Here is a 3,936-nt window from a genome sequence, read left to right on the forward strand (position 1 = left end):
CCGCGACGACGATCCAAAGAAATATTCCTTCGAGCCGATCACCATCGTGATCAGCACGCCGAGCAGCGTGTCGAGCGTCGTTTTCACCATATCTGGCATCCGGATGCCGCCGATCGCCAGATAGAACTCCAGCCCGATCACCGCAAACAGCGCCAGCGTATACAGGTACGCCAGATTGCGCGCAGTGTGGTCGTGTTCGGCGATGGACAATTGCCTCGCACTCGCCCGATCACCCGCGGCGATCTGATCGGCCTGCACCTGGATTCCCGCCATGTTCTGCGCGTGCGTAAAGCCGGCCTGGCGCATCTTCAGCGCAAACTCATCGTCCGCCTGCTTCAGTGCAAGCCACTGGTCGGGCGTCAACGCCTCGTCGCTTAGCGCGGTTTTGACGGCCTCGACCGAACGGTCATTGAGCCCCAGCTTCTCCGCAATCGTGGTTGCGGCCATCACCGCAATACCGGGTACCCCGCCCGTGAGTGCGGTCACCAGCCAGGGCGCGACCGTCTTCAGCATTTCGAGCATATCTTTTACCCTCCCAAAGCCCGATTCAGTTGCCAGCCGTATTCGAAGGTCTCGTTGGCCGGCCGGCGCTCGGCCAGCTCGAGGTAGTACACCGACTGCTGCGCCGCGATCATCCCCAGCAGCACGCGGTGCCCGTCCACGCCGCGCAGTGCGAGCCATGCTTCGAGCACAGTAAGCGTGGCCGGCCCGATGACGCCGTCGAGCACCAGGTCCGCAAACGTCTTGCCGTTCTGATTCAGCACGTTCAGCGCGCGCTGCAGGAATTTGACGCCGGTCGACGGCCCCGCATTCACGCCGATATCGAATAGCTTGTCGGCCAGGGCCGGCGAGATTGCCTCGAGCTGGTCGAACTTCGGGTCTCGCCAGTAGCGCGCTTCGTAGATCGCAATCGCTGTCTCGCGCGGCAAGTCCTGCATTGGCCCCGTGTAGCCGTTCGCGCGCGCCTCGGCCGCCGTGATGCCCCACCTGGTTCCTTCGAGTTTGCCGAGATACCAGTTGCCGCGATCAGCCGGATCGTTCGAGAATCCCCCCTCGCGCCCGATCAGCGCATCCATTCGGTCTTGCAGTTTCATGGTTTCGGTCTCCCGTTCAATTCCTGCTCGAGTTGCTCGAGACGCTGCTGTTGCAGGCGGTTCAGCGCGTCGCCTTCGTTGATATGGGTGAACACCCACACGATTGCACCAACCATCATGGTCTGCACCACACCCAGGCAGATGCCGAGCACCCAGACTGCGCCTCGAGCCGTGTGTTTCATCGCGTCGACTTTCCGGTCGACGTCGGTGATCTCGTGCGCCAACTGGCCACGCGCACGCTCGTCGGCCCGCGAACGGCCCCACAGCAAACCGACGTCCTCGCGTACGGTTTCCGCTCGCACGGCCGTCTCCGCGAGCCGCCGATCCAGATCGGCAAACGGCTGCACCGAGCGTTTGATGTCCTCGACGCTGGCCGCCACCGCCCGCATCTGCTGCGTGAGCGTCGCGATCTGTACCGCGAGTTCCTGTTTTTCCTCACCCATCGTTTCTCGTCTTTAATAGGTTCATCGCGAGCTACCGGCCAACGCCGCGAGCCAGATTGATTTTTGAAAGCCAGGCGAACCTGTTTGCCGGCACGATATGTCCCGACGTCTCCACTGACGAAGGCGTCGGGCTCTCAGGTAATTTGTCAATCCGTTTTACGCCACCCCCCGTGCGGGTGGCATTTTTTTGTTCAACACGATCGTGGACGACCGAGACCGAGCAACGCTCAAGTCGCCTTGAGCTAGAGCGATTTTTGAAAGTGCCGCAGGCTGGATGACCCACTATGCGCATTGATACCTCCACCCCGGGGTGTCGACCTCTGTATCTGTATTTGTGCCACCCCGAGCGGGTGGCACTTTTTTATGTTCCGTCGCGCGCCATCGGCCCGGGGCCGGAATCACCAGGTTGACGGACTTCGTCGGCGGCTTCCCGTGCCCGACCTTCGCCTTGCCCGCATTGCCCCCATTGAGCGTCACCACCGTGATCCAGCCACGCGATGCGTAGCTGTGCTCCACCGATTCGATCAGGAATGCGCCGTCCACATCGTCCTTGAACCCCTTGAGCATCACCGTCTTTTCCGCCGCCAGGTCCGCCCGACCGCGCAGCGTCAGCCGGCTCGTCGCGGTCTGCCGGTTCAGTTTCGCCAGGCGTGAAGTGGCCGCCACCTTCGCCACGCTCGCGCTCGCAAATGCATGCCGCTCGGTGTGGATGGCCGATGCACCCGGTGGCGCGTCGGGATTCGGGATCGTCAGGTCGAGCTTTTTGCCGGTCTTGCGGTCATGCACCTTCGCGCGCACCGCTGCAAAGCTCGCGCGGTCCGGGAACTGGATGTCATAGTCGAGCAGCATGTCCGGTGTCAGCGTCACGACAGGCAGCGGCTTACCACTCGCGCTCTTGCCCGCTCCGCGCGGTAGTACCAGCAAGCGGCCGGCCTTGACCGTAGCGGTGGCCCCAACCTGCCGGGCCACGCGCGTCACGAAATGCAGGTCGCTCTCGCCAAACTGGTCCACGCGCGGCATCAGCACGTCGAGCTCGCACACCGCCGTCCAGCCGTGACGGCGCGCAATCTCGCCCACGATGTCGGCCAGTTTCACATTGGTCCAGCTGCCCTCGCGCTGCGTCTTCGCGCTCGCGCGCATGTTCGCCGGCTTGCCACGGATCACCACGCTCGCCGGTGGCCCGCGCACGCCGACCTCGTCTATCGCATACTCGCCGAGCATCGATAATCCCTGTCCCATCCAGCCCAGCGATATCTTGAGGGTCGCACCTTTGGGCGGGAACCGGATCCGGCCGTCGCGATCGTCCAGCGTAAGCGTGCATTCATCCGCGTCCAGCCCCGGCTTGTCGACAGTGCGGATCTCCAGCACCCGGTCCTGGATCACCCGCGTCACGTCCTCGCCGTTCGCGATCACCTGGAACATCGCTTCCATCTCAACTCCACAACTGGATCGACTCGTCGCGCGGGCGCTCGAGTTCGGGCATCACGATGCGTACCCCCGCCTCGAACGGCTGCGATTTCGCCGCCAGCCCCGGATTCGCGTCATACACGGCCTCGACCGTGCCCCGCAAGCTGCCGTACACGCGATAGCAGAGGGTGTCGAGGACGTCGCCCTCACACGTGCTTAAAATCTTCGCCATAGCGGCCAAACTCCAGACTGAAGGTTTGTTTGCGCGGCACGCCGTCGGCGAGCAGCGCGTGTTGTTCTTCGTCGATGCGCTGCAGGTACCAGCGGCCAAGCACATCGCCCGCGCCGGTCGTCAGCTGCACCGGCTTCATGTCGGCGCCGATCGCCCGCAGCCGCTCGATCTGACGCACGCTCGCACCGAGCTGCGGAAACACCACGCCTGAGAGCGTGATCGTCTCGCCGCCGACGCTGACGGCCTGCAGCGCTTCCTGACGGTTCAGGCGCTCCTGCGTGGCCACCCGGTAGTGCGTGGCGCGTCGCAGCGTATCGAACGCGGCCGTCGACAGATTGAAGTGGAAGGTCTGGCCCGCGTCGGTGGCCAGCGTCATCAGGTGCGGCGTACTCGACGATGCGCCATCGAGTACGCCTGTACCGAACGCACCGGTGGCCAAACCCGTGGCCGTTGAGCGGACGTCGTCGAGCGCAGCGCTATCCTTGCTCACAAACCGGTTGAACGGCTGGCGCACCGCGTCGAGCGCTGAGGTGACGCCCTCGGCCGCGGCCCGCACCGCCGGAAAGCGCGAATCGTTCGCGGTCTGCAGGATCGTGCCGACGCCCGCCTGTACCGCATTCAGGCCACGCATGGCGGTCGCAACCTGCGGGCTGACATCCCCCGCCACCGACAGCGCGCTGGCGGCACCCGAGAGCAGGTCGGCCGCGCTGGTCAAGTTACCGGTCGCCAGGCGCTGGAGCGTGTCGACCGTGTTTTGGCT

General features: G+C 64.3%; 5 protein-coding genes and 1 pseudogene. All 6 read right to left on the reverse strand.

Translation table 11 applies throughout. The features are described 5' to 3' along the window. The coding region (locus C7H84_RS33655; RefSeq protein ID WP_121862852.1) for a hypothetical protein at nt 1-522 on the reverse strand (522 nt) is incomplete at its 3' end. Nucleotides 523-527: 5 nt separating this feature from the next. Next, nucleotides 528-1,094 (reverse strand): glycosyl hydrolase 108 family protein, encoded by a 567-nt coding sequence (locus C7H84_RS33660; RefSeq protein ID WP_121862853.1) that lies wholly within the window; start codon nt 1,092-1,094, stop codon nt 528-530. Next, nucleotides 1,091-1,537 carry a hypothetical protein gene (locus C7H84_RS33665; protein ID WP_121862854.1) on the reverse strand — a complete coding sequence of 149 codons (447 nt, stop codon included), beginning with the start codon at nt 1,535-1,537 and terminating at the stop codon, nt 1,091-1,093. Before C7H84_RS33665 ends, C7H84_RS33660 begins: the two co-directional genes overlap by 4 nt. Nucleotides 1,538-1,918: 381 nt before the next feature. Further along, a pseudogene (locus C7H84_RS33670) lies at nt 1,919-2,968 on the reverse strand (contractile injection system protein, VgrG/Pvc8 family); the annotation flags it as partial. 1 nt (nt 2,969) lies between these two features. Then, nucleotides 2,970-3,176: a tail protein X gene (locus tag C7H84_RS33675; RefSeq protein WP_121862856.1), complete on the reverse strand. Its 207-nt coding sequence runs from the start codon at nt 3,174-3,176 to the stop codon at nt 2,970-2,972. Beyond that, the coding region (locus C7H84_RS33680; protein ID WP_240462173.1) for a phage tail protein at nt 3,151-3,936 on the reverse strand (786 nt) is incomplete at its 5' end. The genes C7H84_RS33675 and C7H84_RS33680, both read right to left, overlap by 26 nt.

It is taken from the genome of Burkholderia sp. Nafp2/4-1b, assembly GCF_003635165.1.
In the GTDB taxonomy this organism is placed as follows: Bacteria; Pseudomonadota; Gammaproteobacteria; order Burkholderiales; family Burkholderiaceae; genus Burkholderia.